Consider the following 25,693-nt stretch of genomic DNA (forward strand, 5'->3'; position numbering starts at 1 on the left):
GGCAGCCATGGTGTTCCATTTCCTCCAATAAAACCATCAACTGCACATAGTAATACCGGCGGCTTTAGATATTGACCGCCGCCCATGACCGGAGAAACCACGCTCCGCCATCGCGCTCCACAGGATCAGGACATTGATCCCGGAATAGCGGCGACCGCTGACCGCATTGCGGGGCAGGGCATTGTCACGCCAACCTTGGCGGCGGCCAAGCGGTGAGGGTACGTTCCTCCGATGACGCCGATCTCGTATGCCCGCCACCAGTTTCCCCCCGCGATCATCCAGCACGCGATCTGGCTGTATCTCCGGTTCGCTCTGAGCTACCGGGACGTCGAGGAACTGCTGGCCGAACGCGGCGTAGAGGTGTCCTACGAGACCGTCCGCCGCTGGGTCCTGAAGTTCGGGCCGGCCATCGCCGGCAACCTGCGGGGATTTCGTCCCAAGCCCAGTCCGCGCTGGCATCTGGACGAGATGGTGATCAGGGTGAGCGGCCGGCTCATGTACTTGTGGCGGGCCGTCGATGATGAAGGCGAGGTGTTGAAGGTGCTCGTCCAGCGCCGACGCGACAAGGCTGCGGCTTTGAAGGTGATGCGCAAGCTGCTGAAGAAGTATGGCTTCGCCCCCATCCAGGTCACGACCGACAAGCTCCGGTCCTACAGGGCCGCCTTCCGCGAAATCGGTCTGACGGCCCATCATGAACAAGGGCGGCGAACGAACAACCGGGCCGAAGTCTCGCACCAGCCGGTGCGGCGACGAGAGCGGAAGATGCGGCGGTTCAAATCGCCCGCGTCCGCTCAGCGCTTCGTTTCCCTGCACGCCGCCGTCTACAACTGCTTCAACCTCCAACGCCACCTGGTCTCCCGCCGAACCCTGCGCACCTTCCGGGCGCAGGCCAGGGCCGACTGGCAGGCAGCGACCGCTGCGGCGTGAGCCTGTCGGGAAATCGAAGCATGCTGCGCGCCGGCCCAGTTTTCGTGACAAAGCCAGGCGTAGCCCTTGTGTCTGCCCAGCGCTGGTCAATCAAGGTCGCTGTGGCGCGGTGGCAGGCGGCGTGTGGGCTTGGTGCCGATGGTATGGTCGGCCAGATGACAGCCACAGTGGTGGGGCTGGGCTGATGCACTCCTAACCACCAGCATCGCACAGGTAGAGCCTAATATCCTTTTTTAGGATTTTTATCTTTACAGGAGTGCGCCTGGAGGGCACTTTCTATCTGCGCATGTTGCAGAGGCTGGCCAGCCTTCGTCCACTAGACATCGTCACCCTACCGATGTAGCGGAGAATTGTTCATGGCTGTTCAGACCTTCAACCCTACCGACCTGTCCCAATCCGCTGCTAACTGGGCCGTTTCCCAACGGATCGTCGGGAATTTTGCGCCTCATGCGCAGGTAACGCCGAACCTGACCCTGGCGCTCGACCCCGGCAATCTGCTGAACGGCACCACCCTGATCGAGGTGAATGCCCAATCCGTCGGTCCCTTCGCACCCCCGGCCAGCGGTTTCCGCATCGACCGCGTGGTGGTGGACCGCAGCACCGGTGCCGCAGCCATTGTCACCGGTGCAGCCAACAGCCTGACGCCACCGGCAATCCCGACTGGCAAGCTGCCGATAGCCCGCGTCATGCTGCTTCCCACCACCGATGCAATTATCAACGAATTGATCGTGGACGAACGGGCATTGATCGATCTGACGCCGCCAGTATCCAACCTCGTCATCTGCCGGGCAACGCTCGGCGGTGTCGATCAGACAGGGATTGCCACCGGCACCTATACCAAGATTGCTCTCTCTACCCTGGACTTCAATGTCGGCAACGCCTTCGACGTGACAACCAACCGCTTCTCGCCCTCAGTCGCTGGTTACTATGACGTATCGGCACAGGTGGTGGTCGAGATCCCGAACGGAACCTATGTTGGGATCGCGATCCGAAAAAATGGAGGCGCCTACGTGGCAAATGCCACAGCATCAGTAGCGGTACCTGCATTGCTGCATGCATTCGCACAGATAAACGACATCGTTTATCTCAACGGTACTACGGACTATCTGGACGTTCTAGGCGCTCAATTCACCGGCTCAAGCAGAAGCTTCAACGGAAGGAGCGACCTTACGTACTTTTCCGCCAGCCGCATCTAGCCACGTCCTCTGCCTTTGAATGAAGGTGGTATGGCGCCATACTTAGACCCCCATTTTACATTCGACCATTAACCCACTCCAGCAAAACGTAGGCACGCCGTCGCCGTCTGCCCGAACAGCTTTAGCGGTGGTGCGGCACGGCTGTGCCAAGCAGCTACTGAAGCGTCAGCACTTCGCCCGCGCGCCATCCCGGCCGCGGGCTTTTTCGTGCCCACAAGGAGGAGCAATCATCGTGGCCGTCGCCATCTCCCTCATCACCGCCCTGACCCCGCTGCTGGCGGACCTGCTCGACAAGATCCCCGACCCGGACGCCAAGGCGAAGGCGACCGCGGCGGCGAACGCCTAGATCGTCGCCATGCTTCAGAGCGGCGACGCGGCGCAGTTCGGCGGAGGCTGCCAACCCGAACCTGTTCGTCTCCGGCTGTCGGCTGGGTCTGCATCCTGGGCCTGCTGGTCCAGACCGTCGGCTATCCGCTGATGGGGTGGGCGCTGTCGATCTGGGCGCCCGGCATGCCGATGCCGCAGATCGACACCGACACGCTGATGGGGCTGCTGGTGCCGATGCTGGGGTTGGCTGGATACCGAACCTTCGAGAAGGTCAAGGGGGTGGCGCGTTGACACGGCAAAGGGCGTCTCGATGCGGGACGGCCTGTCGCCACATCCGCCACAGGCCCATGCGGGCACGTTCGGGCGGGCTAGGATTTCTGCGGGTTAGAGCAGACACAGCAAAACAGGCGTAAAAGCCCGAGTGACTTCGCCTGCACCAACCAACCCGCTGATTTTAAATGAGGGAGGGTGGTGCCCAGGGACGGAGTCGAACCGCCGACACGGGGATTTTCAGTCCCCACAGGGATTTTTATTTCGATCAGGCAAATCAATACTTCCAGGGCTTGGCTTTAGTCTCTCGCCACAAATCCGCCACAGCGAGTTATCGCAGCCCTTCCCGGAGAACGTGGCCGTAGACCCTCAGCGTGAAGCCGGCGTCGGCGTGCCCGGCCTGTTCGCTCACGACTTGGATGCTCTCGCCTGCCGCCAGCCGCTCGGAAATGCGGTAGTGGCGTAGCGAGTAGAGCGGGTATCGGCCCTCCAGTCCAGCGTCTTCCAGCACTGCGCTCCAGGCGCGGGCGGTCAGGTTGCTCAGCGACACCGGCGCGCCGTTCCGTGTCGGAAACACCAGCGCATGCGGGTTCTTGCTCGGCGGCTGCCGGATCATCAGCCACTCCGCCAGCACGTCGAACAGCAGCTCGGGCGCGTCGATCATCCGATAGGCGTTCGCCGTCTTCGGCGCGCCGATCAGCCCGTCTTCGTCCGCCCCCTGGATCACCCGGACCTGCCCGCGGCTCGGGTGGAGACCGGTTTCGGCCAAGGCGCGAACCTCCGATGGCCGGGCGCCACTCCAGCGAAGCGTCGTCAGCATGGCGTAGAAGCGTTGCCAGTCCCGATCATCCCGGCGTTGCCGCAGCGCGCGTTCGATGGCCTGCATCTCGCGGATGGTGGGGATCTGGGGGCGGCGCTGACGCCGGTTGCTGTCCACGATGGAGACGTCTGCCGCCGGGTTGAGGACCATCTGCCCGCGCAGGCGTGCCTCCGCCAGGGCGGACCGGAGGTCGGTCAGGCACTTCTTGGCGGTCGGCCTGGCGCAGCGCTTCAGCAGCTCGTCGCGGAACTCGACCACGCGCGGCGTCGTGAGCTGCGCCAGGAGAACATCACCCAGCAGGGGTCTGATGTGGTTCTTGGCCCGCTCCTTGTACTTTCGCAGCGTAGCCGGGGATACCGGTTCCCGACCGTGCCGACCCACGGTCTCGACCGTCTCGATCCAGGCGTCCAGGGCCTTGTCGACGGTGATGCTGTCGCGCTCATGGATGTGGCGACCGTCCGCCACCTCGCCGCCGATCCGGCCGGTGAAAGCCTTGGCGGCCTTCAGGGTGGGGAAGGACTTGTAGCGATAGGCGCCCCCGGCATCCTTGTAACGCACCTGATAGCTGACACCGGCCGGGCCGGTGCGCTTCCTGATGTCGGTCATCTGGCGTGACGCTCCTCAGCCCGCCGGGCCCTGGCTGTCTGCGGAGCGACGGCATCCCGGCTGGGGTACAGTTTCTCCAGGTCGGATTGCCGCACGATCAGGCATTTGCGGATCGGGCACTTCACGGCGGGGATCACACGCTTTCCTTCGGCGTCCGGCTCCATCGCCCGGCGAACCTGTCGGTCGTTCAGGGTGACGCCGCGTTCGGCCAGCCGTTCGCGGACCTGCTGGCGGTCCAGATACTTCTCAACCATTCGCTTTCTCTCCCACGCGCTTTCCCTGTGCCTCGGTCACGCCGGTTCCTGTTCGCTGAGGGTCATCATCCGGAGGAAGGCGGCCATGTCGCGGTCGACCAGGGCCGGCACGCCGCCATGCCGGGCTTCGGCCAGCCGGCGGTGCGCCTCGATCAGCCTCTCCCGGTTCTCCGGGCTTGGGTCCTCGTCGAAGACGAGGGCGGCCTCATACTTCGCCTTGGCCGCCTCCACTCGGTCCGCGTCGCTGACCAGCCGGCGGGGGAAGGCGATGATCGTGGCGGTCATCGCACCTCCTTCAGCCAGGACGGCACGTCGCAGTGGACCATCCCGGCCAGCCGGGCGAGGCGGCGGTAAACCGGCCGTTCCCCGATCCAGTCCCGCACCCAGGTCCCGCGGTGGGGCAGCAGCCAAGCCCGGCCGGCGGCGCGCCAATCGTCGTGCATGGTCAGGGCGTAGAAGGCCGCCGGCTCCAGCCGGTCGACCTCCGTCTCGCCCAGGTTCTCCAGCATCGCCGTGACGATGCTGCTCAAGGTGACGCCGACCATCGGGCGGGGAGCCGAGGCCAATCCCGCGATCTGCCGCTCGATCAGGATCAGGAAATCGCCGGCCCGGTCGAACCAGCATCCGGAGTCGGTCAGCAGCGACACCCATTCGTCGGTGATGTCGCGCAAGCTGACGGTCTCCGCTCCGTGGTCGATGGTCCGGTCGGAGGGGATGGTGGGATAGAGCGGATCGCGTGGCGGCGGGATCGGAACGGAGGAAGGCTTCCGCCCGCCGAAGCTGGCGACGATGGGGGCCATGTCGCCGCCGGTCTCCATCAGCGCCCGGAGCGCATCGGTGAAGCCGCGGCGCTGGTCGGGATCGTGGATGCCGAACAGCGTCGCCGTGCCTTCGGCGTCGATCATCGGTTCGGGCTTGCCGTCGACTTCCATCATCGTGGCGGTGACGAGCACGCCGTAGGGGGTCGCCCATTGCCGGGTCGGTTCATTCATCACACAGGCTCCCCGCGTTCCAATGCTCGCTCCAGGTCGGCGTATTGGCTGGGTTGGGCGATATCGCTATCGGGGACGCAGCCGGCTACGATCCGAAGGCATTCGGGGCTATGGCGGAGCACCCACCACCAGAACCGGAAATACAGCTCGCAATGAGCCTCGTCCCGGTCATCGGGGGTGAGTTCCATCCAGCGGGACCGCCAGCCATGCCAGAAGGCGCGGCTGTGCTTCCGTCCCGGTTCGCGGCTGTCGGGGTTCTCGGCCAGCCGCCGGCCGGCGACGACCTGGGCCTCGTCGAGACGGGCGAGGTCGCACAGCGTGCGCACCGGGACCTTGATGCCGCGCGCCCACAAGGCGTCATAGCTCGCCAGCGTGGCGGTGTAGTGGGCGGGGGCCTTCGGATATGCCGGCACCGTGTCCAGGGCACCGATCATGGAGTGCAGGAAGCATCGAGCCTCTTCGCCGGTCTGCATCACGCCACCGCCGGGCAGAGGCGTTTAGCATCGGCGAGACCCTTGTCGTAGGCCTTCACCAGCGAGGCGATCAGGGCGTCCTGCACCGACAGCCCGACCAGCTTCCTCATCTTGCTGGCCTGCTCGCACAGCACGGTACAGTCGGTGCCGGACAGGGCCTTGATCAGCCGGTCTTCGTCCAGCCGGTCGCGGTACTGGACCACCAGCGTCACCACCGCCTCGATCACCGGGCCGCGGAGCTGGTCGGGCACTTCCCGATAGGCGCTCGCCAAGGCCGACAGGGCGCGCACCACCGGCCGCTCGCCATGCTTGGCGATCAGCTTGCGGATGGTTGCCACCGACTGCGTGTGACGCGGCGGCAGGCGCTTGGACGTGTTGCTGATGTGATAGGCGATCTCGATCCCCGACCGGGTGCAGACGTTTAGAACCTGCACCGCGTCCGGATCACCGGCGATCAGCTTGCCCCGGAACATCTGGAGCGTGGTCATCGGCGTGCGGTCGGCATTGACCGCGACGAAGACCTTGGCCTGTTCCTTCACCTCCTCGGTGCGGATGATCCAGCAAGGGAGTTCATCGACCTGGGGATGGAGGAGGGCGGCGGCGGCGCGGTGCTGGCCGTCGACCACGGCGAACAGGTCGCCGCCGATTTCCGTCACCGTCAGCGGCTGGCACTTGTCCCAATGCCAGCGTTCCACCATCCGCTTGATCTGCGTCTTCGACTTGTCGGAGAGGTTCCGCTGATAGCGCGGGTCGATCCGCAAGGCATCCTTCGGCAGCCAAGCGAAGACCGGCATCGGGCCGAGGTCCCTGGAAGGCTCCAGGTCTCGGAAAGCCAGTTCGGTCACCTGGACCGGAGCGTCGTCGCGCTGCTCGACGACGGCGACCTCTTCCGGAGCGGCGGTGGTGCCGGAGACGCACTCGGCGATCTCCGTCAGCGACCAGGGGGCGAGCATTCCGTCCATGTCATGGTCCTCCCTTCTCCGGTGGTCAGGCTGCCGCGCTGCGGCGCATGCCGAGCAGCCGGTCGATCTCTTCGTGCAGGGCCTGTTCGCAACCCGGCTCGAAGCGCTCCGCCAGGGTGGAGAAATCCAGTCGGCGCAGGTCTTCCAGTTCCGCCTCGGACAGGCTCTCGGCCTTCTCGGGCAGCATCACGCGGGAGAGGGCGATCATGCTGGCGCCGTAGATGATGCGGACGGCGCTTTCCCGTGCCTCATCGGAGAAGGACGGCAGCAGCGGCACCAGCCTCTCCCGCAGCGGCGGCCCGTGCTTCGCTCTATCCTCGGCAGCCTTCTTCGCCTTGTGCTCCTCTTCCTGCCGGCGATAGCGCTCCGACACTTCGGCGCGATGGGCTTCGACGGCGGTGCGCAGCCGCCGGACGGCGCTGTCCGGCAGGTGGCCCAGCTCGGCCAAGACTGCACGCTCTTCCTCTGAAAGGATGGCGCCGGGGGTGAGGCGATAGTCGCCCTTGTCGTCATACCCGAAGGCGCAGGCGAACGCGCCGTAGGCGTCCAGCGAAGTGAGGACAGCACCCATCCGATCCGGCTCGTCGCGCTTGGCGGCGCGGTAGGCCGCAGCCAAGGCGAAGAGTTCGCCGCCCTCGTCGAGCGTGAAGAGGCGCAGCAGGTCAGCCGGCTTCTGGTCGACGATCAGGTCCGGCTTGGCGGTCAGCGTGTCCCGCCACTCCGCATCGGTGCCGGGATGCTCGACCGCCGCCGGCTCCATCACGACCGCCAGACTGCCCAACGCGATCAGGTCCGGCAGGAGGCCGTGGTCGAAACCCTGGAGCGCATCCTCGTCGCTCTCCAGCAGGCAGCGCATCTTCAGCATCCGGTCGGCGTCCGTCACCGCCGTGAAGCCCGTCACCCGGTCGCGCAGCACCCCTTCCAACTGGTCGGCCGCGCTGCCGAAACTGGACGTGGCGTCCTCCTCGTCCCCACAGGGAAGATCGGCAGCGATCGCCCAGAACAGCGACGACACCGTCTTCACCCGGCGCCAGTCCAGATAGGCCATTCGCAGGGCCGGGGAGATCGTCGACCCAACGAAGGAGGCGGGCGCGTCTTCGGCGACGGGCTTGGAGATCGGCAGCAGGCTCATGCAGTCCTCCCGTTGAGAATGGCGTCCATGGCCTCGCTACCGAGGCGCTGGCGGCAGTGGTCGGTGATCTGGTCGATGGCGTCGGCGCGGTCCTTGGGAGAGGCGAGCGCCAGCAGTCGGAACAGCCGGTGCACCGGCGGATAATTGGAACGGTTGGCCTGATGCAGCCAGAAGGGATCGACCGGAGTCGCCAGCAGAGCGTCGGCGGGATCGGCCTGGACCGGGGTGGGGGATATGTAGCTCATGCTTCGGTCCCCTCCTTCCGCTCGCGGCCGGCCGCGTGGCTGGCCGACACCGAGCCGGCTGGGTTGCCGTCCAGGTCGATGCGGGTGGAGCCGGGGATCAGGGCGGCGTCGTACTTGGTGCCCAGGCAGTAATCGCGCACCACCCGCTCGATCCGCTTGTGGGACAGCGGCTGGCCGTCCTCCCCGGTGACGCCATGGGCGATGAGGTCGGCGGTGATGCCGATCTTCAGCGGGCGCTTGGGCGCCTTGGACTTCGGCTGGTTGAAGCAGGCCGGGAAGGCGGCGGCCAGGGCGCGGCGGTCGGCGCGCAGGCCGGTGCGGTTGCCCGGCGCCGGCTTTGGGAACCGTTCGGCGATGCCAGGCTTACGGTTCTGGTGATCGACCATCCGCTGGAGGATCGGGAGCGCCTTGCGCTTCTGATCGATGGAAAGACGCGACCACGCGGCGGTCAGTTGGTCGTCGATCGTGGTGACAACGGCGGGTTGGATCGGGTCGGTGGTGGATGTCGCGGGCGCTTCGTCCGCCAACGGCGGAGCGGTCAGCATTTTCATGACGATCAGCCTCCTGGGATGAGGGCGGCAGGGCCGGCGTTATGCGGCCGACGCCGTTTCGGCGGTGGGGGCGGCGCTGGTCGGCAGCGGGTCGGGATAGCCGGTCTCCATCAGGGTCTGGCGGATGCTGTCCACCGTCTCCAGCAGGGCGTCCTTCAGGGCGCGCGGGGCGCGGAAGTTCGTCCGGTCCTGGAGCAGGCCGCTGAACTTGACCGCAACCGCCGTGAGCAGATCGGCCAGCCGGGCGGTTCCCGGCGCGGACGCCGGAAGCGACGCCCGGTCGCCGTTACCGGGCAAAGGGCAGGAGGCGATCCCGGCTTCGGCGAGGGCGGTTTCCAGCTCCGACAGGTCCGGCGCCGCGGTGCCGCTGCGCAGCGCGGCGGCGACCGACACCAGCGCCTTCAGCACCATGGGCAGGGCCGACACCATGCCGACGAGTTCGCTGCGGCGCGGGCCGGAGATTTCGGCGGTGCCGTAGCCGTCGAACGCGATGGAGCAGCGGTCGCCCTTGTGGATCGTGATGGGGCGGGGCGGGATGCTGCCCGGCGGCAGGGTGGAGGGGGAGGCACTGGCGATCATGATCCGATCCTTTCGGGCAAGGGGAGGGCGTCACCGCGAAACGGATCGCGGCGGAACGATGTCGGTGGGGGTGTGGAAGTGGTGGAGCGCCGGCGCGGGCGGTCAGTGTGCCATGCAGCCGGGCACCCCCATGTCCGGAAAGGGGGTGGAGCCGTCGAGGACCGAGCGCGGCACGAAGCGCTTATTGTCAAAGATGCGCGCGAGGAAGAAAGCCATGCGTCCCACGCTCCCGATTGTGAGGCGGCGACCGAATTGTGGGTCAGCCTGCCGGGGTGGAGGTGAAGAAGATATTGCGATACGCAGCGTAATGCGTCAAGACGCAAATCACGGAGTGAATTGAAAAATTGCGTTTATCGCAATTCGGTCTCGGATTGCCTGGAGTCGGTGCCGGGCGGGCGTGGGAAGGCGCCCGCCCGGTCATGTCAGGCTGCGATCCCGGACAGGCGTTCCGCGTCCCGGATCAGCTCCCACAGCAGACGGGTCCGGTCGTCGCTGTAGGGCTGGGGGCCGAAGCGGTGTTCGGTGCCGTCCAGTTCGGTGGACAGGTTCCAGGCGAGCCGGAGTCGCACCGCCAGACCGGCCGGTGTGCGAGGCACCAGCACCGCGACTTGGTCCTGCACGGCCGCATAGCGGGCGCACAGCGCGTCGCGGGCCTCGTCGCTGTCGGCGCTGTAGAGGGCGGCGACCAGATCGTCCATCTCCCGGCCCAGCTCCAGCAGGGCGGCGTCGGGGTGGGGATCGGGAGCGACGGACAGGGGAGGAAGGAGGGCGGCCGGCACCACGCAAGCCGCCACCGTTCCCGCCAGGATGCCCCGGCGGGTCGAGATACGGTGATGCATGGGCGGTTACTCCGCGGCGACAGCAGGGCGGTGGAAGAGATCGACGGGGACCTGGACGCCGAGCTGGCGGGCGAACTTTGCCAAGCCCTTCGGCGTCACCATCACCTGATCGACAGCCCGTTCGGTCCCGTCGTCCTTCACGATGACGTGGACCTTGTGTTCGAACAGGCCGGACTGGAGGTATGTCTGGTAGGCCACCCACTTCGCCGAGCCGGGACGCTTGTAGATGTAGCCCTCGGCGAACAGCCAGCGGGTGAAGGCGCGGGGTTGCTGGGCGAGCGACTTGGCGGCGTCGGTCAGGCACAGCAGCCCGTCGGCGTTGGCGATCCGGTTATAGGCGGCGACGGTCGGCGCCTGTTCCTGCACCTGCGCCTCCAGGGCCAGAACCTTCTCGCTGTAGTTCAGCAGCAGGCCCCGCATCGCCGCCGGGTCGTTGAGGAGGGCCATCGGGTCGGCCTGCTTCGCCGCGCCGCGTTCGTAGGAGTCGAACCGCTCGATGATCTCGATCGTGATCTCCGTCGCCTCCGCCGTCTCCGACTTGGCCGTGATGAAGATCGCCTGCTTGCGGTTCAGGTAGAACTCGGTGGCCGGTCTGCCGCCAGCCTCAGAGGTTTTTGCCACGGTGGCAAGAACCCCCATCTTGCTCAGTGCCTCGTCATGACGACGAATGAGCTTCCGGATGTCGATGGGATTGGCGAAGCCGAGCCGTTGCGCAAAGTCGATGTCTCGGATGCGGGGTTCCCCCTGCACCAGAGAAGGGATTAGGGAGGCGTTGCCCTTTTCCCCGTCTGAGGGCATATTGCCGTTCGTCATTTTCTGATTTCCTAGGTCGGATTTTGACATTCGACCAGTCGCTCGAACGACTAGTCGGCTTTGCGACGGCGCGGTGCTCGAACACCGTTGCCGTCGTTTGCTTTTCAAGCACCCACATGAGCAGGTTGGACTTGTGGCGCTATACCTATTAGTAAGCGAGCTTCTTTACTACTGCTCGGGATGTATCGCCTTTTCTCACATCTAATAGCGGTTACTTTGAATGCCGAAGAAGGCGTGAAATTTTCCCGAAAGTATGCTCGTTAATTGCTAGGCGAGATGAAATCCCAATTCCTCTTGTTGGATTTCTCCTGTCAGGTGATTCATCTTCAAAGTCTGTAAAAAAATCGCTTATAACAGTGCTGTAGTTTATCGTTATTTCCGGAGAAGTTTCGCCGCGACGAAGGTGAGCGCTAAAGGTTGCTCCAGAAATGGACATCCACCATTTTTCATGCCATACTGTAACTGATGCCTCAGCCCATTCTCCACCATGATCTTGGCGAAATTTTTCAACGTACTCGCTATATTTATTAGATATATCTTGTCCTTCCGGATTATTCAGCGTAGCAAATAAATATTCTGAGAAATCACTATTAACAGCAGAATTATCCTTAATGTCGCTACAAGCGTTGTTTTCGATAATTGATTGAACCATCTCCCCAAGAGTATGCTCTTCCTTCAAATTAAGTTTTCTTACGATATGGATTTGTGAATCTCTGTACTGGCCCTCGATATCAGAAATCATGGAAAGTGAACTCGAAATCTCTTTGCATTTTTTTACGGCATTTCTGGTGCTTCCGCCAAGGATTGCCAGCAAAAGGTTGGTTGCATCAAGACTTGTCATGTTAGGCGATCCAGGTCCAGTGCGACCCGAAGACGATATAAGCCCTTCCTTTCTCAATGGCTTAGCATATGCCTCCACCGCTGTTGTGGGCATTCCAAGCACTTCCGAAAGACACTCAACAAGCTCCGCTAACTTCGCCACGACATTGCCTCATCAATACGTTTGGAACCATAACCCCTAATTCCACCGCCGTCAAATCTATTTGGGGTTTGAGTTCCGAAATGCGTTGGGGCGTCGGAGGTGGGCTTTGACAGGGGGTAGGAGAGCGGTGCCCTGTCATGGGAGCCGTTTCGATTTTGATCAATGTCACATCAGGCGGGGCCATCGCTTTGAAGGCAAGGGCTTGTAGGTGATCTGGATATGATTGACATGAATGTACAAGCCTCCTGATCAGCCTCGCGACTGAGCACGCTGCGAAAATTTTGCGAGTTATGGTCGCTGAGATAGTGCCGAAACCAATACTGAGGCAGAAGCCATCCAAGGGCCGGAGATTCCGGCCACGGAGGTGCTTGCAGTTTCTAATCGTCCCTATGCTTCCAAGCCGAACCGGCGCAGCCACCTGCCGAGGCGTTGCCCTAGCGTGGGAGGCTGACGTGTTGCGAGTTCCAGTTCCAGAGCCTGAATGGCCTGGACGTGCAATGGGAGGGTGAAGCTGAATTTATCGCCTCTTTTATATGCTGCGGCGATAGCTTCGGCCTCCTCGGCTCGTTGACGCATTTCCTCTTCACGCTGCTGGATGACCCTGATCCGCTCGTCCTGCCGCTCCCATGCCTCCACGAAGATTGCGCGCAGGAAATCGTCACCCCATAGCTCGACCATCTCTTCAAGGTGGAAGGTGGTTGGGGCGTAGCCGGCCAGCAGTTCCTTCGCTCGCGACCTCCCACACCGGAGGTCCCGCATCACTCCTTTGATCACCTGCCCCTCTGGATACCGCGTGCGCAGAAACGCTGCGCAACGGGGGCCGAGGCCATACAGAACTTCTGCACAATTACTCATGGAATTCAGAACAGGCTAGCTTGTTTCCAGTTTTCTGGATCCAGCGGAATGTTCGTGATTGCTTTTACTAAGGCCTCACACTTACTATGGCTCTTGCTTAAATTTGCTAGATAATCATTTGGGTGATGATCTTCAAGATATAAAGCAACTTTGAGAAATATATCTTCAGTGGATTTTTTCACAGAAATAATTAAATTATCTTCATTGTTCATATCTGTATAGAAACGCTTCACATTTTTCTCTTGAAAAACAAGATGCAAAATAATTCTGTTCATGTGAATGCCGACTAAGTCAGCCCTTGGGCAAGTGTGGCTGCGAAGGCTTAGCAGTATCTCGTCTGCTACTCGCATCACCATAACAGCTCTCCACAAGCGGAAGCTGCTCAAGTCATCATTGAAAATATCAATATATGGGGAAGTATCTGTATCTCCCCATATAACACCAATTTCGCGCTTGACCTGAACCGCTAGTGCTACAGAATGAGCGCATCCTAGCGCCTGAGTTGCCTCTACAATACTGCAACCGTCTTCTCCTCTAGGGTCTTGTTCTCCAGATTTATAAACATACTTTCTTCTATCAAGTGCAAACTCCGTAGCTAAGCGATGTTGTAGTGGATCCATAGCAGCAAACTCTCTGTTCCCAACAGCATTTTGCAGGTTCGCTGCTCGCGTTATCCTTCTGGCAAAGTCTGGCGGGCATTTTTCAAGGGAGATAATTCGAATTTGTACCCATGACTGTGGTCCGTCTGCTTCATTATCTATGGCAATATCGGACTGGTCGTAAGCAGATCCGATGGTGCCAACTGTTTGAGCTCCGTTCACAATACTTACACCGTCACAGGAAAAAAGTCCAAGCTTAGTTCCTGGGGAGCCAGCAAGATTTCTAGTAATGCTATCACATATAACAGTTATTCCATTGTTGAAGTACCAAAAGTTTTCTTGATCACTTAAAACTGTTTTCCTCAATGCTTCATTAACGCTAGAATTTGTGTAGTAAAGCCTTAGATTTTCAGAAAAAGTCTATTTTCATACTTCTTCCACCATTCAGATACCTCGCTGATATGCACTCTTCCATAATAGGCGAGAAATGGCTTATCAATAACTCCATAGTCGTTAAGAATAATCTGGATTTTAATTTTTGGTGCTTTGGACTCACTAGTTATAAGATCATAGATACCGGCTTGGCTAAACTCATCAAATCTACAGAAATTCACCGGATCATTTAGATCGGAAACTAGATCTTCTATTTTCCTCAAAACATACGGCTGCATCGACTGGGTTGCCGTATGAGATACTATAAGCCTAAGTTTAATCGGCCGATCAGAGTATAGAACAGCTCGTATTTCAGCACTCTTGGCTTTTATCTTGTCATTAAATCTGTCAAACTTAGCGGCGATTAAATCCTGAATACCCGAAACAAACTTGTTGATTCCAATTTCATTAATTGGTTTATCGCCGCTCTCGTTCCACTTTGCTTGAACTAGATACAATGTATCTGTTCTTGTCTCAAAATAAATAGCGTCAAGGCCGCCATCGTGATAACTGTCTGTCAAGGAGTTAGCTGCGGTTTGAGCGTCACAGCCTGATAATGATTTGATGCACAAAGCAGATAGGGCACGAGACAGGAAAGCCCCTCGCACCTGCTCTTCCGGTCTTCCAGACCAGTCCTCCATGTTGATTAGGTCTTTGTATTGGTCCGTAAGCACATTCGAGATTCGACCTATCGTATGCCGGCTCATTACCTACTTATCCTTTGTAATGGTTTCCGCATGGCTTAATGAATAGTGTATTACTTAATGCAATCATAAGACTGCCAGAGCATCGCCTCGGAGTCGAGACCCGGCTTCAGCGTGACGGTTCGACAACCCAGCAGAACCATCAAGGGCCGCCCGGTGAGGGACGGCCCTTGATGGTTCATTCGTTGTCGCGGTCGCGCATGTCCTGACGGCGCTCCTGCATGGTCAGTTCCCCGTGCCACCGTCGCGGATTGCCGCACATCCAGCAGCTACAGGAGGCGAGGTTGTCGGCGAGCCGCTGATGGCGCTGGCCGGGATAGTACCGCTTCGCCCGCGCGAGCATACGCGCCCGATCCTGGCGGCGCCGGGCGCGCTTTCTGTCCTTGGACATTCTGCCTCTCAAGCACAACGCCCCGGTGCGCCCTGCCCAACGGCGGGCAGCGCTGCCGGGGCTATGTCGGCTTGATCGGCGGGTGGTGTGAGCGGAGAGTCATAATCGCATCCTAACGCTCTGGTCCCTACGCTTCCACATTGGGGGGAGAGAGGTCAACATTATCCCCTTCCGGAGATTTTCCCTTCAAATAGGGGTAGTTTTCAGGAACGCTTGCCCCGACCGAACGTTATGATCATATGATGTTGCGCCGAAGCTGATGACGCTGCCGGTGCCAAGTGCCGGATGAGATGAGCATGCCTAAGAAGAAACCCAAACTTGGGCATGAGACACTTGATCTTGGCCCTCTGCCCGTGGACGCGATCAACAAGGCCCTGTCTCTTGAACTCGAAGCCGGCACTGCGGTTCTGATTCCCGCGATCCAACTGCATGTCTTGCGCCGTCATCCTGAAGATTACGAACGCCTTCTGCCCCATGTTGCCAGCGTGGTGAACGCTCCTCAGTTCATCGGCGATGATATCCGGAATCCTGGCAAGATCGAGTTGATCGCCCGTGTCCCTTCGGTTGATTCGGTTCTGTTGGTGGCGGTCGATGTCGAAGTGAACGCCAACGGACAGTATGAAGTCCGCTCCTTCTATCCGATTGCCGAGGACAAGGTTCAGAACCGGTTGAGGAAAGGCTATCTGAAGAGGGTGCCAATACGCTGAAGGCCCCACCTTCCGGTAGGGCCTTCAACCGTCCAACGATGAAACTTGAGCCGGAATGCAACCCCCGGATCCCTTCGCCCTTTCGGACTACTTCACCACACCATCCTTGGCTGATGTGGAGTGTGAGACAGCCGTTCTCACCTCAGCAAGCTTCATCGCACACAACAACAGTCCTTGTGCCAATATGGCTCCGGGTATCTGTCGAGTCAACGCCATCGTCCATAACCCTGCATAACCGGCCATAACATCCCATCACATCCGCCGAGCAAACCACACGACCCGCCCAATGATGTTCACCTCGTCGGCCGTGCGCTCGTACCGCCCATGGCGCGGGTTGTCGGATGCGATGACGACCCGCGGCGGATCGCTGTTCGGCACGAACTCCAGTCGCTTCACCACCACGCCGAAGCCATCCCACAGGGCGAAGATGCCGGGCGGGGAGGGGAAGCGATCCTCCAGGTGGACCATCACCCGGTCGCCGCTGACCAGCGTCGGCTCCATGCTGTCGCCCTGGACCGGGATGATCCGGGCGGCTCCGTTGCCGATGCGCAGCTCCTGCCGGAGATAGTCCGGGGGGAACTCCCACAGGCCGGTGATCTTCTCCGTCTCGCTGTAGCCGCCACCGTCGCCGTTGGGCTGGTAGTCGAGCAGGGCTTCGCCCCCGGCGCCCATGCCGGCGCGGACATCGATCTCGGGAACCGGGACGGTGTCGTCGCTCTCGCCGGCCGGCCGGCGGTCGGCGGGCAAGGCGGGCGGCTCCGGAGGCGTCGAGGCGATGGCGGCCGGGCCCTGGCCCTCGCCGGTCAGCAACCAGGCGGCGGAGACGCCGAGAAGCGAGGCGTAGCGGCCGGCGACATCGGCACGCAGGCCGCGCTCGCCGCTTTCATGCAGGGCATAGGTCGGCTGCGGCACGCCGTGGCTGGCGGCGAACTCCTTGGCGGTCCGATAGCCGGCCGCGGTGCGCGCGAGGCGCAGGCGCTGTGCAATGTCACGCTTCATGGGAGTGAGCCTAAAGGTAAGCTGGGCTTACGCAAGCAGCGATAAATTGCAATACGCATAGCATGGGGTTGACAGAAGAATTGCGTTAAGTCACTCTATGCTGCATGAAAACCTTCATCGACATCATTGCCGAGTGGCCGAGCGACCAAGCCTTTGCCGAGGACGCCGGTGTGACCGCGTCGCTGGTGGTGTGCTGGCGCCATCGAAACAGCGTTCCGGCCAAGTGCTGGCGGAAGCTCGTGCGCGGCGCGGTGCTGCGCGATCTGGCGGTGACGCTGGAGGCTCTGGCGATTGCGGCCGAAGACCGGCCGAACTGGATCCGCCGCGGCAAGGGCGGCCGACGCACGGGCCGCCGGCCGCCTGCCCGCCGGACCCGGAGAAAGACAGCGGCGCCCCAGGGGACGGAAACCCAGAGCGCCGCGGTCTGATCAATCGTGCCGGCGGCGGGTGCGAACCGTCCCGGCACACAAGGAAGGAGGATCGGGTGGGTGCCTTCCCAGGACAGATTTGCCGCTTCGCCCGGTCCGGGGCAATGCGCGCGATGGTGGTGCGGTCGGTGCAAACGGCTCAGACCTTCACGCGCACATGCACGCGGTCAGTGGGCCGCCGGTCTGCGGGTCGCCCGCTCCGTCAGCACCTTCACGCGCCCCTTCAGCGCCAGCAGGTCGCGCCGCTCGCCGGCCGGCAGCAGCTCGGCCATCAGCGTCATACGGGCCAGGACTTCCTCGGTGTGCTGGGTGAACTCGGTGCCCAGGCTGTCGGTCATCGTCGCTGTCTCCATCCCGGTTCGGCCGGTCCATCCGGCGGCTTCGAAAAAGGCGCCCGTCCGAAGACGGGCGAGGTTCCCAACGTCAACGATGAGGCATCCGCCTCTCCGTGCCCGAACCATGGCATGGGGAGTTGTGCCGGATGCATCACAACCAGCAGGTCAATCCGCCAATGTCTGTGACGGATCAGGCACTGATCGACGAGGCGCGGGAGTGGTTGCGCGACGCCGGGGACGGCGCGCCGACCACCAAGGCGTCGCTGACCCGCGCGGCGAAGGAGCTGGGCATCAGCTTCAACCGCGCCTGGGCCATCTACTACGGCCGGGTCGAGCGGCTGTGGGCAGTCGAGTACCTGTCGATGAAGGCCTGCGCCGAAGCCGGCAAAGCCCGGAGGATCGCCCGCCTCAAAGCTGAAATCGCCCGACTGGAGACCGTGGATGCCGCTATCACCGCCCGCCTGGATACTGAGGCTCCACCGAGCCTGGGTGCGGTGGCGGATCAGCCGGCTGCGTCGGAGGCTGGAGAAGGAGCAACAGCGCTGACCCCTCGCGGGGGTCGCCTCTGATGCACATCCATCCCGTCGCCGATCTGCCGGTCGAGGCCGCGCCCGGCTCCGTGGCGCTGAACGAGGCGCGCCTGCGCATCGTCGCCGACGCCTGCCGCCTCGACACGCCGGAGCAGCGCAAGCTGCTGATCACGGCCTTGTATGAAGACGGGATCCTGTCGATGGAGGAGACGGCGGCCCTGTTCGACCGTCTCGGGCTGGCGGAGGCATGATGCGCGATCCCGCCGCCCTCGAGCGCGCCCGCTCCGTCCCGCTGTCCGAGGTCGCGGCCAAGCGCCTGCGGCTGGTCAAGGCCGGGCGCGAGTTCAAGGCCTGCTGCCCCTTCCATGACGAGAAGTCGCCGAGCTTCTTCATCAACGACCGCAAGGGCTTCTTCCACTGCTTCGGCTGCGGGGCGCACGGCGACGTGATCGACCTGCTGCGCCGGCTGGACGGGCTGGACTTCGCCGCCGCGGTCGAGGCGCTGTCCGGCGAGCGCCCGGCGCTCCGCCGTAACACCGCCCTGGATTTCGAGCGCCGCATGATGGCGGCCACCGAGGAATACACCGCCGCCGCGGGCAGGGGGTGGGAACCGGATGAGGACGAGCGCGCCCGTATGGAGCATGCGCGCGCCATCTGGTTCAACGCCCGGCCCATCGCCGGTACCGTCGCCGAGACCTATCTGCGCTGGCGCGGCATCCGCCTGCCGCTGCCGCCGACCCTGCGCTTCGCCCCGGCCCTGTGGCACGCCACCGCCCGGCGGGAGTTCCCGGCGCTGGTCGCGGCGATGCAGGACGGCGCCGGCACCATCACCGCGGTCCAGCGCATCTACCTGACGCCGGACGGGCGCGGGAAGCTGGACGTGAAGCCCCGCAAGAAGGGGAAGGGGCCGATGCGCGACGGCGCCGTGCGGCTGGCGCGGCCGGGCAGGGTGCTGGGGCTGGCCGAGGGCATCGAGACGGCGCTGTCGGCCCGTCAGATCTACAGCCTGCCGGTCTGGTCGGCCAACGGCGCCGGCCGCATGCACAGCGTCGCCCTGCCGGACTGCGTCGAGCATGTGGTGGTGTTCGCCGATGCCGGGGAAACCGGCATCGCTGCCGCACAGCGGGCCGCCGACCTGTTCGCCGGCCGCGGGCTGCTGGTCGACATCGAGGCACCGCTAGAGGGCGACTGGAACGACGCGCTGATGGGGCGCGGGGCGGTGGCGGCATGAACAACGTCACGCCGTTGCCGGCCAATCAACGGCGGCTGGCGCCCTTCGAGGCGTTCTCTCCCATCGAATGGCAGGGCCGGAACCCCCCGGCGCTGGACTGGATGGTCGAGAACTGCGTCCTGCGCGGCACCGTCTGCATGCTCTCCGGCGATGGTGGGCTGGGCAAGTCGCTGCTGATGCAGCAGCTGCTGACCTGCGCCGCGCTCGGCCAGGATTGGCTCGGCATGAAGGTGGCCCAATGCAGGGGTCTGGGCTTCTTCTGCGAGGACGACAAGGACGAGTTGTGGCGGCGCCAGCAGTCCATCAACACCCTGTACGGGACCGAGATGGGCGACCTGGAGGACGTCTGGATGATGTCCCGAGTTGGCGCGGAGAACGTCCTGATGGAGTTCGACCGCCGAGACGATACAGCGAAGCCGACTCCGATCTTCGCGCAGCTCCGGCAGAAGGTGCTCGATGTTGGGGCACAGCTGATCGTGCTCGACACGCTGGCCGACGTCTTTGCCGGCAACGAGATCATCCGCAATCAGGTGCGACGCTTCGTGTCGGCGCTGCGCAAGCTGGCGCTGGAGACCAATGGGGCGGTGATCCTGACGGCTCACCCGTCCCTGGCCGGCCTGAACAGCGGATCGGGCATCTCCGGTTCCACGGCCTGGAACAACTCTGTGCGCTCCCGGCTGTATCTGACCAAACCCAAACCGAAGAACGGAGAGGAGGAAGACGATGGCGACATCCGGCTCCTGAAGACCATGAAGTCCAACCAGTCCAAGTCCGGCGGTCAGATCGAGATACGCTGGGAGCATGGCGCGTTCATGCGGGTGGATGCCCCGGCGGATGCCGGCCCGCTGGACAAGGTGGACCAGATCGACCTGAAGGTATCGGTGCTCAAGGCGGTGGACCAGCTGTGCCGGAACGGCACCCGCATGAGCCCGGACAAGTTCGCCCGCACCTATGTGGTGAAGGCCCTGATGCAGCACCCCATGACCCGGCGGTTCACCCGCGGTCAGATCGAAGGGGTGAAGGACGCTTTGCTCGCCGACAAGCGGCTGGCCATCGTCGAGATCGGCCCGCCGTCCAAGCGGCAACAGTACATCCGCACGGACACGTTCCGCTTCGCGGATGAGGAAGGGAAACCCTGATGCGCATCCTTCCGACCCTGTTTCCGACCTGCCTTCCGACCTCCTTCCGAGCTTCCGACCTACTGGTAAGTGCTTGGAAAATCACAAACTTCCGACCTCGCTTCCGACCTTTTCCGACCTTCCAACCTGTCTGTAACCCCTTGATCCGAAACGCATTTCCGACCTTCCGACCTCCGAGTATAGGGCTAAAGCCCTATACCGCGCACGCCCGCGAGGGACGCTGCGGCGCGGCCCTGTGGGCTGGAGGCCTTCGAGCCATGGGAGTGACCGCATGACCGACAAGACCGAGCGTCCCGTGCTGGCATCCGCCGGCCATCACGCCGACGGCGTGGTCGAGCTGTTCCGGCTGCAGGACGAGCTGGAGGCCAAGGCCCGCGCCCTGCTGGCGAACCGGGAGCGGTTGGGGGTCGGCGGCGCCATACCGGACGATCCGACCGAGGCCGGGCTGTGGGCGGACATTCGCCGCATCGGCGAGCGGATCGGCGCGCTGGGTGGCACCGCGGCGATGGTGGACATCTGGGACGATCTCGACCGCACCGCCGGGCACCACGCTTCGACGGCGGTGGATTACGCTTGGCACGGCATCGGCGGGTGGGCTGCATGACCGCTGCCACCGTTCCCGCCGGCTCCGGGCGGCGGCCCGCCAACGATGCCGCGGCACCCGACACCCGCCAGCCGGTGGACGTCGAGAGGCTGGCGATCTGGGCGATCCGCGACCAGAAGGCGGACCGCACCGGCGGCGCGCTGTTCGACCTGGAGGCCGCGCTCGACCATCCCGACCGGGAGCCGCGGGACAGCAGCCGCGACGGCGTCGCCACGCTGATGCGCCGGCGGGAGACGGGCGGCTGCCGGATCGACGGCGGCGGGCCGATGCGGGGTGTCCAGCCCCGGGTGCATCCGGACGCCGAGGCGGTGGTCGACGCGATCCGCGCCATTCCCGACTGGCGACAGCGCGGGCTGGTGTTCGAATACGCCCAGCTCGGCGACCGGCCGGACTGGTCCAACGGCGACCAGACGCTGGTCCCCGTCCCGGTGCCCGAAAGCCGGCGCGGAGCGGTGCGCCACGTCGTCCGGGCGGAGTGGGTGGACCTGCCGCTGCAATCGGTGCTGCTGGCCGATCTGCGGCGCCGGGGCGTGCCGATCCTCGACCGGTACGGCCGGCTGCGGTTCCCGTCGCAGGAGCCGGGCTTCGCCTACCGCATCACCGACGACGGCGGGCGTCAGGTGGCCGTGCGCTGGTGCCCGCTGGAGCCGTCCCCGTCGGATGCCTGGATCGCGAACATGAACGCCATCTACGCGGCTTGGCATGCCGGGATGATGGCGTTGGAGAGGGCGCTGCGGCGGGTGGTGCTGCGGGATCACAGGCTCGTCGGGTTCGGTGTGCCGGCGGAGCCGTGGGGGTGATGCGTGGGCAGAAGAGGGCCGGCCGGCAGGCAGGCGGGCGGTCAGGGGGCGACTTGAGACGCATCGGCTGCCGCGTCGGAATACTGATGCCCGCACCGCCGACACGTCTTCGCCGTTCCCATAGAGATCGACCCGCAATCGGGGCAGATCTTCGAAAAGCTGGGTTCGGCAACGGCCTGCACAGACTGGGCGGCCGACTGGGTGTCATTGGGGGATGGCGCAGGCTCCAAGGGAGCCGACCGTTGTTGAGCCGGCGGCATGGCGCGTGGCGCGTTTGCGATGATTGCCGGCCCGAGCCGGTCCACCGCATCCCGAACCGCCGCCAGCCCGACCAGGATGCAGCCGGTCATGAACAGCAGGCCCGATACGATCAGGCCATTGCTCTGGCGGCTCAGCAGGCCGATGTTCTCAACGCGCCCGGACACCCCGGTCGACACGCCGGTGTCGACGCCGACCGCAAAAAAAAATGATCCGAGCAGACCAAACACGATCATGGTGAAGCCGGCAACGCGCATGTCAGGGGATCCTCAAAACTGCAAATCGGTGTAATCGGAAAACTTGCACCTCCGACCAGTAGTCGGTTGATGATTAATTCTTTGTTGTAATAGAGATGTTGAAGCCTATTGGGAACATCATGATAAGGAGAAACCCTGCAATTAGTATCATGATCCTGATAGTATAGCTATGTACACTTGATCCTGCTTTAGGCAAAACCACCAATGTGATCAGAGCTGAGATCGATAGCACAATGCCGCCAATCGCCCACAGAACCTGACTCCGCCCCCGCTCCTTGGCAATGAACCAGTTTACGGTTGCGCACACAATACTAAGAATAATTACAATAATTGGAGACATAATTAAAGGTCCATCATTTGGAATTTATAACTGATTCCCAAGCCAGAACGGCCCAGTAACATAATTCGACGAGATAGACTTGTGCTTTTGTCTGGCGCCGTCTCGTGCTTCAGAGGCTTGACCGTTGGCCACGGCCCCACATTGCTACAAGCTGCGCTAAGCGCACTCCATCTACCCTTCCCAGCGCGAACGCCCACCGCTTTGCGCAACCAGATTATGCAGAGGCACACATCCAGAGTCGAGACCCAGCTTCGGCTTGGCGGTGCGACGATCCGGCAGAACGAGAAAGGGCCGCCCGGTAAGGAGCGGCCCTTCCAACATCATTCGCTGTAACGGTCGCGTACGTCCTGCCGTATTTCCTGCATGGTCAGCTCACTCCAGAACCGCCGGGGATTGGCGCAGCATCCGCGGGCGCACCATGCCATGTGATTGGCGAACCTGTCGGCCTCCGGCCCCTGGTTCCACGCCCGACGTACCTTGGCCTTCATGCGTGCCAGATCGTGGCGGCGGCGTGCACGCTTCATGTCCTTGAACATCATGCCTCTCAAGCACAACGCCCCGGTGCGCCCTGCCCAACGGCGGACAGCGCTGCCGGGGCTATGTTGGCTTGATCGGCTGGAGGTGATCACTCATCAGGTCTGCCAACTCGTCCTCACCGATGCGGCCTTCGATCAGGGCCACGATCCAATGGCCGAGTTCCTCGTCATCCTCGGCGACCCATTCGTAGCCGTTGAAATCGAGGAACAGCAAAGCGGCGGTGGCCGCCGTCCGTTTGTTGCCCTGCTCGAAGCAATGGTTCTGCGCGATGCCGTGCAGGAGTGCCACGGCGAGGTGGACGACGTTGGTATCGCCGTAGAGCCAGCGGTTGATCGGCTTGGCTGCGGCGCTTTCCAAAAGTCCCCGATCACGGGTGAAATGCGTCTCGCCGGTCTCCTCCACCTCTCGCCGGTTGATGGCTTCGAGGTCGTCCGGCGTCAGCCAGAGCGGCTCACTTGGCAAGGTAGGCGCGCGTCTTCGAAATCTTGCCCATCACCCGCGAGAGGCGGACGTCGAAGTCGGTCTTGTCGGCGGCTGGACGCGCCTCGAACGACAGGGTGGAACTGCGCTGCTCGACGGAATCAGCCGCATGCTCCGTCTGGATCGGATCGTCCTTGAGCTTGCGAATGGCCATCATCATCTCCTCGACACGAACAGCAGCATACCCTGTCCATGGTAGCACAAAGCTATTGGAAACGTCACCGGACAGGGTTGGTTCCCAGCCGGCCGCCACCACGCACCCGGTGAACCAAGCGACCCTCACTCCACGATGATGCGTCCGAAGAGATGGTAGCGGGATCATGGCATGACAATTTTCCAAGCCGGCAAAACCGATTGGTTAAGGGTTTGGAAAGGATTTCCCTGCAATAGTTGACACCATGCACCGCCCAAGGTGCGACTGAACCAAGCCCCGCCGGAGAAATCCGTTGCGGGGCTTCGTCGTTTCTGGAGCTTCGCCACGATGGACACACTGCCGTTGCCGGACGTCGGCGACACGCTCGCCCGCATCGCCATCCTGTCGCCGGCCGCGCAGATCACGGCGTTGCTGGTGATCGGCGGTGTGGTGGGGCTTTGGATTTGGTCTCGGCGGCCACAGCCCGGCCCCGATGCGGCCACGGTGGTGGAGGCCCTACGGGTCACCGCCCAGGCGCAGGCGGAGACATCGGCCAGCATGACGGCCATCGTCCAGCAGAACGAGCGGATCGCCGAGGACGTGAAGGCGGTGGTGTCCGAGGTGCGCAGCCTGACGCAGCTCGTGATCCAGAGCCTCAAGCCGACAGCCTGATCATGGACCGCAAGCCCCTGTCCCAGAGCATCGCCGATGCAGCCGACATCTTCGAGCAGCAAGCCATCGCCGAAGGCTACGCCGATGCCAGCCGGTTCGTCCGGCCCCTGATGCGGGACATCCCCGACGGTCTCATTGCCGTGGGCGTGATGGATGGCTGGACCGCAGTGGTTCCAGCGCTGGTCGAGAACTGAAGCCATGGCCCCGCGTCTCCGTACCCTGCGCTCGCCCTTGTCCATCCTGGACACCCGCACCGGCAAGGCTATGGCGCCCGTCGTGTCGGAGACGGAGCGCAAGCGTCGCTTCGACGAGACCCGCGGCACCGCCCGTCAGCGTGGCTACGACCGCGACTGGGAGAAGCTGCGGGATGCGGTGGTGATCGAGCGGGGCTGCCGGTGCGAGGCGAAGGGCTGTGGCCGCATCGTGGTGCTGCGGAAGCGGGAGGCCACGGCAACCGCGCCCGTCGCCCATGTCGACCACATCAAGAGCATCGCCGATCGTCCCGACCTGCGGTTGGAGCGGTCGAACCTCCGGGTCCTGTGCGAGCCCTGCCACAACGCCCGCACGGCGCGGGATCAGGGGTTTGCGAGAGGGTAGGGGGGGTGAAAAGTGCGCAGAGTGCGCAGGCTTTGGACCGCCGATCCCCCCATTCAGAGTTTTTTCTCCGCTGTACGAACCGAGGTGCGCACTTTGCGGTGCGCATGACCAGCCATGGCGAAACGTGACGACATCGACTGGACGGCGATCGAGGCCGCTTTCAGGGCCGGAACGCTGTCGAACCGCCAGATTGCCGAGCGGTTCGGCGTCTCGGAAGCCAACATCCGCAAGCGGGCGAAGGCTGGGGATTGGGTGCGCAGTGCCCAGCCGCGTGCGCACCTGCCGGTCGCCGAAATCCTGCCGCCGATCGACCGCTCGGCCCGTCCGGTTCTTCCCGGTGAACCGCGGGAGCATGTCGAGCACGCCCGCGAGATCGCCGGCCGGATGCTGGACGAACTCGATGCCGTCACCTCGCATGTCGGCGAGTTGGAGCAGCTGATCGAGGTCGAGACCGACGACGACAGGGACGGTCGGCGCCGTGCCGCCATGCTGAAGGCCATCTCCCTGCCGGCCCGCTCCATGACGCTGAAGACCATCGTGCAGGCCCTGGCGGTGGCGAAGGAGGTTGCCGGCGTCGGCATCGGCGGCGGCAAGAAGGAAGAGGCCAAGGCCAGGGCGCAGGAAGCCGCCAAGCCCGGCAACAAGTTCGCTCCCCCGGCGCCGCCGCGCCTTGCCGTCGACAACATGAAGGGCTGAC

The 25,693-nt window shown here is 63.1% G+C and carries 39 protein-coding genes and 1 tRNA gene; 15 read left to right on the plus strand and 25 right to left on the minus strand.

Features of this window, described 5'->3' with window-relative positions; genetic code table 11:
• Nucleotides 1–36 precede the first annotated feature (36 nt).
• Entirely contained in the window at nucleotides 37–285 is a 249-nt protein-coding gene (locus J2848_RS28085) for an ArdC-like ssDNA-binding domain-containing protein (RefSeq protein ID WP_253568767.1), read from the minus strand.
• On the opposite strand from J2848_RS28085, the gene J2848_RS28090 reads away from it, so the two are divergent.
• The 3 genes from J2848_RS28090 (at nucleotide 232) to J2848_RS28100 (ending at nucleotide 2,741) form a co-directional block, all read left to right on the plus strand.
• On the plus strand, nucleotides 232–927 hold the full coding sequence (locus tag J2848_RS28090; RefSeq protein ID WP_149233986.1) for an IS6 family transposase: 696 nt from the start codon (nucleotides 232–234) through the stop codon (nucleotides 925–927). The genes J2848_RS28085 and J2848_RS28090 overlap by 54 nt on opposite strands.
• A 356-nt stretch (nucleotides 928–1,283) precedes the next feature.
• On the plus strand, nucleotides 1,284–2,123 hold the full coding sequence (locus J2848_RS28095) for a complement C1q domain-containing protein (RefSeq protein WP_149233985.1): 840 nt from the start codon (nucleotides 1,284–1,286) through the stop codon (nucleotides 2,121–2,123).
• Nucleotides 2,124–2,600: 477 nt separating this feature from the next.
• On the plus strand, nucleotides 2,601–2,741 hold the full coding sequence (locus J2848_RS28100) for a hypothetical protein (RefSeq protein WP_246194197.1): 141 nt from the start codon (nucleotides 2,601–2,603) through the stop codon (nucleotides 2,739–2,741).
• A gap of 178 nt (nucleotides 2,742–2,919) precedes the next feature.
• Here J2848_RS28100 and J2848_RS28105 read toward each other — a convergent pair.
• The 18 genes from J2848_RS28105 to J2848_RS28190 all read right to left on the minus strand — a co-directional run bounded on the left by J2848_RS28105 (nucleotide 2,920) and on the right by J2848_RS28190 (nucleotide 14,949).
• Nucleotides 2,920–3,013 (minus strand) — tRNA-Phe (locus J2848_RS28105).
• A 38-nt stretch (nucleotides 3,014–3,051) separates the two neighbouring features.
• On the minus strand, nucleotides 3,052–4,146 hold the full coding sequence (locus J2848_RS28110; RefSeq protein WP_149233984.1) for a tyrosine-type recombinase/integrase: 1,095 nt from the start codon (nucleotides 4,144–4,146) through the stop codon (nucleotides 3,052–3,054).
• Nucleotides 4,143–4,400: a hypothetical protein gene (locus J2848_RS28115; RefSeq protein WP_149233983.1), complete on the minus strand. Its 258-nt coding sequence runs from the start codon at nucleotides 4,398–4,400 to the stop codon at nucleotides 4,143–4,145. The genes J2848_RS28110 and J2848_RS28115 overlap by 4 nt, the downstream gene beginning before the upstream one ends.
• 36 nt (nucleotides 4,401–4,436) lie before the next feature.
• On the minus strand, nucleotides 4,437–4,685 hold the full coding sequence (locus J2848_RS28120; RefSeq protein ID WP_149233982.1) for a hypothetical protein: 249 nt from the start codon (nucleotides 4,683–4,685) through the stop codon (nucleotides 4,437–4,439).
• Nucleotides 4,682–5,392 carry a hypothetical protein gene (locus J2848_RS28125; RefSeq protein ID WP_149233981.1) on the minus strand — a complete coding sequence of 237 codons (711 nt, stop codon included), beginning with the start codon at nucleotides 5,390–5,392 and terminating at the stop codon, nucleotides 4,682–4,684. The genes J2848_RS28120 and J2848_RS28125 overlap by 4 nt, the downstream gene beginning before the upstream one ends.
• Complete coding sequence (locus J2848_RS28130; RefSeq protein ID WP_149233980.1) at nucleotides 5,392–5,865, minus strand: hypothetical protein; 474 nt, start codon at nucleotides 5,863–5,865, stop codon at nucleotides 5,392–5,394. Before J2848_RS28130 ends, J2848_RS28125 begins: the two co-directional genes overlap by 1 nt.
• The gene (locus tag J2848_RS28135; protein ID WP_149233979.1) at nucleotides 5,865–6,827 is read right to left on the minus strand and encodes a DUF6551 family protein; all 963 of its coding nucleotides are present in this window, start codon (nucleotides 6,825–6,827) and stop codon (nucleotides 5,865–5,867) included. Before J2848_RS28135 ends, J2848_RS28130 begins: the two co-directional genes overlap by 1 nt.
• 25 nt (nucleotides 6,828–6,852) lie before the next feature.
• Nucleotides 6,853–7,959, minus strand: coding sequence for a hypothetical protein (locus J2848_RS28140; RefSeq protein ID WP_149233978.1), 1,107 nt, complete (start codon nucleotides 7,957–7,959; stop codon nucleotides 6,853–6,855).
• Nucleotides 7,956–8,204 carry a hypothetical protein gene (locus J2848_RS28145; protein WP_149233977.1) on the minus strand — a complete coding sequence of 83 codons (249 nt, stop codon included), beginning with the start codon at nucleotides 8,202–8,204 and terminating at the stop codon, nucleotides 7,956–7,958. Before J2848_RS28145 ends, J2848_RS28140 begins: the two co-directional genes overlap by 4 nt.
• Nucleotides 8,201–8,755: a ProQ/FinO family protein gene (locus J2848_RS28150; RefSeq protein ID WP_149233976.1), complete on the minus strand. Its 555-nt coding sequence runs from the start codon at nucleotides 8,753–8,755 to the stop codon at nucleotides 8,201–8,203. Before J2848_RS28150 ends, J2848_RS28145 begins: the two co-directional genes overlap by 4 nt.
• 39 nt (nucleotides 8,756–8,794) lie before the next feature.
• Nucleotides 8,795–9,334 (minus strand): hypothetical protein, encoded by a 540-nt coding sequence (locus J2848_RS28155; protein ID WP_149233975.1) that lies wholly within the window; start codon nucleotides 9,332–9,334, stop codon nucleotides 8,795–8,797.
• Nucleotides 9,335–9,756: 422 nt separating this feature from the next.
• Nucleotides 9,757–10,173, minus strand: a complete 417-nt coding sequence (locus tag J2848_RS28160; protein ID WP_149233974.1) for a hypothetical protein — start codon at nucleotides 10,171–10,173, stop codon at nucleotides 9,757–9,759.
• 6 nt (nucleotides 10,174–10,179) lie between these two features.
• Nucleotides 10,180–10,986, minus strand: a complete 807-nt coding sequence (locus J2848_RS28165) for a phage antirepressor KilAC domain-containing protein (protein WP_170307193.1) — start codon at nucleotides 10,984–10,986, stop codon at nucleotides 10,180–10,182.
• Between the two features lie 211 nt (nucleotides 10,987–11,197).
• On the minus strand, nucleotides 11,198–11,968 hold the full coding sequence (locus J2848_RS28170) for a hypothetical protein (RefSeq protein ID WP_170307192.1): 771 nt from the start codon (nucleotides 11,966–11,968) through the stop codon (nucleotides 11,198–11,200).
• A 387-nt stretch (nucleotides 11,969–12,355) separates the two neighbouring features.
• Nucleotides 12,356–12,742: a hypothetical protein gene (locus J2848_RS28175; RefSeq protein ID WP_149233971.1), complete on the minus strand. Its 387-nt coding sequence runs from the start codon at nucleotides 12,740–12,742 to the stop codon at nucleotides 12,356–12,358.
• An 86-nt stretch (nucleotides 12,743–12,828) separates the two neighbouring features.
• Nucleotides 12,829–13,788: an AIPR family protein gene (locus tag J2848_RS28180; RefSeq protein ID WP_149233970.1), complete on the minus strand. Its 960-nt coding sequence runs from the start codon at nucleotides 13,786–13,788 to the stop codon at nucleotides 12,829–12,831.
• Nucleotides 13,789–13,823: 35 nt separating this feature from the next.
• Nucleotides 13,824–14,495: a hypothetical protein gene (locus J2848_RS28185; RefSeq protein WP_149233969.1), complete on the minus strand. Its 672-nt coding sequence runs from the start codon at nucleotides 14,493–14,495 to the stop codon at nucleotides 13,824–13,826.
• 241 nt (nucleotides 14,496–14,736) lie between these two features.
• A complete protein-coding gene (locus J2848_RS28190; RefSeq protein ID WP_149233968.1) occupies nucleotides 14,737–14,949 on the minus strand; it encodes a hypothetical protein in 213 nt (70 codons plus the stop codon).
• A gap of 296 nt (nucleotides 14,950–15,245) precedes the next feature.
• On the opposite strand from J2848_RS28190, the gene J2848_RS28195 reads away from it, so the two are divergent.
• A complete protein-coding gene (locus J2848_RS28195) occupies nucleotides 15,246–15,656 on the plus strand; it encodes a PBECR3 domain-containing polyvalent protein (protein WP_149233967.1) in 411 nt (136 codons plus the stop codon).
• Between the two features lie 252 nt (nucleotides 15,657–15,908).
• Here the strand turns inward: J2848_RS28195 and J2848_RS28200 are convergent, their stop codons facing one another.
• The gene (locus tag J2848_RS28200; protein ID WP_149233966.1) at nucleotides 15,909–16,655 is read right to left on the minus strand and encodes an XRE family transcriptional regulator; all 747 of its coding nucleotides are present in this window, start codon (nucleotides 16,653–16,655) and stop codon (nucleotides 15,909–15,911) included.
• Between the two features lie 104 nt (nucleotides 16,656–16,759).
• Here J2848_RS28200 and J2848_RS28205 point away from each other — a divergent pair, with 104 nt between their 5' ends.
• Nucleotides 16,760–17,083 carry a hypothetical protein gene (locus J2848_RS28205; protein ID WP_149233965.1) on the plus strand — a complete coding sequence of 108 codons (324 nt, stop codon included), beginning with the start codon at nucleotides 16,760–16,762 and terminating at the stop codon, nucleotides 17,081–17,083.
• Nucleotides 17,084–17,250: 167 nt separating this feature from the next.
• Here the strand turns inward: J2848_RS28205 and J2848_RS28210 are convergent, their stop codons facing one another.
• Nucleotides 17,251–17,421 carry a hypothetical protein gene (locus J2848_RS28210; protein WP_170307191.1) on the minus strand — a complete coding sequence of 57 codons (171 nt, stop codon included), beginning with the start codon at nucleotides 17,419–17,421 and terminating at the stop codon, nucleotides 17,251–17,253.
• Between the two features lie 143 nt (nucleotides 17,422–17,564).
• On the opposite strand from J2848_RS28210, the gene J2848_RS28215 reads away from it, so the two are divergent.
• From J2848_RS28215 to J2848_RS28240, 6 genes are all read left to right on the plus strand, one after another.
• Nucleotides 17,565–17,987, plus strand: a complete 423-nt coding sequence (locus tag J2848_RS28215; protein WP_149233964.1) for a hypothetical protein — start codon at nucleotides 17,565–17,567, stop codon at nucleotides 17,985–17,987.
• On the plus strand, nucleotides 17,987–18,199 hold the full coding sequence (locus J2848_RS28220) for a hypothetical protein (RefSeq protein ID WP_149233963.1): 213 nt from the start codon (nucleotides 17,987–17,989) through the stop codon (nucleotides 18,197–18,199). Before J2848_RS28215 ends, J2848_RS28220 begins: the two co-directional genes overlap by 1 nt.
• Nucleotides 18,196–19,179: a DUF7146 domain-containing protein gene (locus J2848_RS28225; protein ID WP_149233962.1), complete on the plus strand. Its 984-nt coding sequence runs from the start codon at nucleotides 18,196–18,198 to the stop codon at nucleotides 19,177–19,179. Before J2848_RS28220 ends, J2848_RS28225 begins: the two co-directional genes overlap by 4 nt.
• Nucleotides 19,176–20,318: an AAA family ATPase gene (locus J2848_RS28230; RefSeq protein ID WP_149233961.1), complete on the plus strand. Its 1,143-nt coding sequence runs from the start codon at nucleotides 19,176–19,178 to the stop codon at nucleotides 20,316–20,318. Before J2848_RS28225 ends, J2848_RS28230 begins: the two co-directional genes overlap by 4 nt.
• A 271-nt stretch (nucleotides 20,319–20,589) precedes the next feature.
• Nucleotides 20,590–20,922, plus strand: coding sequence for a hypothetical protein (locus J2848_RS28235; protein ID WP_149233960.1), 333 nt, complete (start codon nucleotides 20,590–20,592; stop codon nucleotides 20,920–20,922).
• A complete protein-coding gene (locus J2848_RS28240) occupies nucleotides 20,919–21,722 on the plus strand; it encodes a hypothetical protein (RefSeq protein ID WP_149233959.1) in 804 nt (267 codons plus the stop codon). Before J2848_RS28235 ends, J2848_RS28240 begins: the two co-directional genes overlap by 4 nt.
• Nucleotides 21,723–21,763: 41 nt before the next feature.
• Here J2848_RS28240 and J2848_RS28245 read toward each other — a convergent pair whose 3' ends face one another.
• The 4 genes from J2848_RS28245 to J2848_RS28260 all read right to left on the minus strand — a co-directional run bounded on the left by J2848_RS28245 (nucleotide 21,764) and on the right by J2848_RS28260 (nucleotide 23,748).
• Nucleotides 21,764–22,237, minus strand: coding sequence for a hypothetical protein (locus J2848_RS28245; protein WP_149233958.1), 474 nt, complete (start codon nucleotides 22,235–22,237; stop codon nucleotides 21,764–21,766).
• Between the two features lie 660 nt (nucleotides 22,238–22,897).
• Nucleotides 22,898–23,116 carry a hypothetical protein gene (locus J2848_RS28250; protein WP_149233956.1) on the minus strand — a complete coding sequence of 73 codons (219 nt, stop codon included), beginning with the start codon at nucleotides 23,114–23,116 and terminating at the stop codon, nucleotides 22,898–22,900.
• Between the two features lie 58 nt (nucleotides 23,117–23,174).
• Nucleotides 23,175–23,576: a type II toxin-antitoxin system death-on-curing family toxin gene (locus J2848_RS28255; protein WP_149233955.1), complete on the minus strand. Its 402-nt coding sequence runs from the start codon at nucleotides 23,574–23,576 to the stop codon at nucleotides 23,175–23,177.
• Nucleotides 23,566–23,748, minus strand: coding sequence for a hypothetical protein (locus J2848_RS28260; RefSeq protein ID WP_149233954.1), 183 nt, complete (start codon nucleotides 23,746–23,748; stop codon nucleotides 23,566–23,568). Before J2848_RS28260 ends, J2848_RS28255 begins: the two co-directional genes overlap by 11 nt.
• Before the next feature lie 327 nt (nucleotides 23,749–24,075).
• Between J2848_RS28260 and J2848_RS28265 the strand changes: the two genes are divergently transcribed.
• The 4 genes from J2848_RS28265 to J2848_RS28280 all read left to right on the plus strand — a co-directional run bounded on the left by J2848_RS28265 (nucleotide 24,076) and on the right by J2848_RS28280 (nucleotide 25,692).
• On the plus strand, nucleotides 24,076–24,399 hold the full coding sequence (locus J2848_RS28265; RefSeq protein ID WP_149233953.1) for a hypothetical protein: 324 nt from the start codon (nucleotides 24,076–24,078) through the stop codon (nucleotides 24,397–24,399).
• Between the two features lie 2 nt (nucleotides 24,400–24,401).
• A complete protein-coding gene (locus J2848_RS28270) occupies nucleotides 24,402–24,593 on the plus strand; it encodes a hypothetical protein (RefSeq protein ID WP_149233952.1) in 192 nt (63 codons plus the stop codon).
• Between the two features lie 4 nt (nucleotides 24,594–24,597).
• Complete coding sequence (locus tag J2848_RS28275) at nucleotides 24,598–24,996, plus strand: HNH endonuclease (RefSeq protein WP_246194195.1); 399 nt, start codon at nucleotides 24,598–24,600, stop codon at nucleotides 24,994–24,996.
• A 114-nt stretch (nucleotides 24,997–25,110) separates the two neighbouring features.
• On the plus strand, nucleotides 25,111–25,692 hold the full coding sequence (locus J2848_RS28280) for an Lrp/AsnC family transcriptional regulator (RefSeq protein ID WP_149233951.1): 582 nt from the start codon (nucleotides 25,111–25,113) through the stop codon (nucleotides 25,690–25,692).
• The last annotated feature ends 1 nt before the right edge of the window (nucleotide 25,693 follow it).

It is taken from the genome of Azospirillum lipoferum (genome assembly GCF_024170005.1).
Taxonomy (GTDB): domain Bacteria; phylum Pseudomonadota; class Alphaproteobacteria; order Azospirillales; family Azospirillaceae; genus Azospirillum; species Azospirillum lipoferum.